The sequence below is a fragment of the Microbacterium barkeri genome (assembly GCF_027921765.1).
Classification (GTDB): Bacteria; Actinomycetota; Actinomycetes; order Actinomycetales; family Microbacteriaceae; genus Microbacterium; species Microbacterium barkeri.
In genome coordinates this window covers 1-1,446 of sequence record NZ_BSEJ01000029.1, presented here as the reverse complement: position 1 = coordinate 1,446, position 1,446 = coordinate 1, and the positions used below count along the sequence as shown (strand labels likewise).

Annotated in this window: 1 protein-coding gene; it reads right to left on the bottom strand. The window is 65.8% G+C overall.

Translation table 11 applies throughout. The features are described 5' to 3' along the window. Positions 1-42: 42 nt before the first annotated feature. Positions 43-1,308 carry an IS256 family transposase gene (locus tag PKE79_RS16415; RefSeq protein ID WP_374727766.1) on the bottom strand — a complete coding sequence of 422 codons (1,266 nt, stop codon included), beginning with the start codon at positions 1,306-1,308 and terminating at the stop codon, positions 43-45. Positions 1,309-1,446: the final 138 nt, after the last annotated feature.

Genomic DNA, 1,446 nt, shown 5'->3' with positions numbered 1-1,446 from the left:
GAGCTTGTCAAGTTGTGTGTGTAAGGAGTTGGGTCCTCGGGGTCAGAGGTAGGGCTCGATGCGCTCGGGGTAGACGAGGGCGAGTTGTTCGAGGGCCTTCTTCCAGTTCGTGACGACTTGACCTTCGACGAGGCGTCCGCTGGTTTTGTGGTTCTTGCTGCGTCGAGACGCGCGGTCGCGGGCTCGTTTGTCCTCGATGTCGCAGATCGCGAGCCAGAGGAGCTTCACGACGGCTTGGTCGTTGGGGAAGTGGCCGCGGTTCTTGATGACCTTCCGCAGTTGGAAGTTCAGCGACTCGATCGCGTTGGTGGTGTAGATCACCCGGCGCAGCTCGGGCGGGAACGCCAGGAACGGTGTGAACCGTTCCCACGCGTCCTCGAACACCCGCGCCGATCGCGGGTTCGCTCGCCCCAGCTCGGAGGCCTTGAACGCCTCCAGCTCGGCGCGGGCGGCGTCCGCGGTCGGGGCCTGGTAGATCGGCTTCAGCGCCGCGGCGACGGCCTTGCGCTGCCCGTAGGCGACGAACCGCATCGCGTTGCGGATGAGGTGGACCACGCAGGTCTGGATCATCGAGTCCGGCCAGGTCGCTTCGATCGCCTCGGGGAACCCGGTGAGCCCGTCGCAGCAGACGATGAGGACGTCGCGGACGCCGCGGTTGGCGAGCTCCGCGCAGACCCCGGCCCAGAACCTCGCGCCCTCGCTCGCTTGGATCCAGATGCCCAGGACGTGCTTGATGCCGTCCATGTCGACGCCCACGGCGATGTGCGCGGCCTTGTTGCGCACGTGCCCGCCGTCGCGGACTTTGACCACGAGCGCGTCGAGGTAGATCACCGGGTAGAACGCCTCCAGCGGCCGGGTCTGCCAGGCCAGGACCTCCTCGGCGATCTCCTCGGTGATGTTCGAGACCGTCTCATGACTGAGGTCCACCCCGAGCGTGGAGACGAGATGGTGCTCGATATCGCGCACCGTCATCCCGCCGGCGTAGAGCGAGATGATCATCTCGTCCAGTTGTGACAGCCGCCGCGTCCCGACCGGCACCAGACGCGGCGCGAACGTCCCGTTCCGGTCCCGAGGGATCCGCAGCTCCACCTCCCCAGCCGTGGTCCCCACCGTCTTCGGATACGACCCGTTGCGCGAGTTCTCGTGAAGCCGCGCCTCAGGATCACCCTTCTCATAGCCGACATGAGAGGTCAGCTCCGCCTGCAGCCCCCGCTCCAGGCCCGCCTTGATCAGCTGCTGAACGAACCCGCCATCCCCGTCGAGCTGGACCTCGCCCGAATCGATCTTCTCGAACAGCTCATCCAGCATCCCGGACTCGATCAGACGCTGCGCGCCCTCCGCCTGAGACTTCCGACGCGCTTCCCGCGCCACCTTGTCGATCGCCAAGTGCGTGCTTCCTTTCGTAAGGAGAACCAGCACCCCTTACACACACCATTTGACACGCTC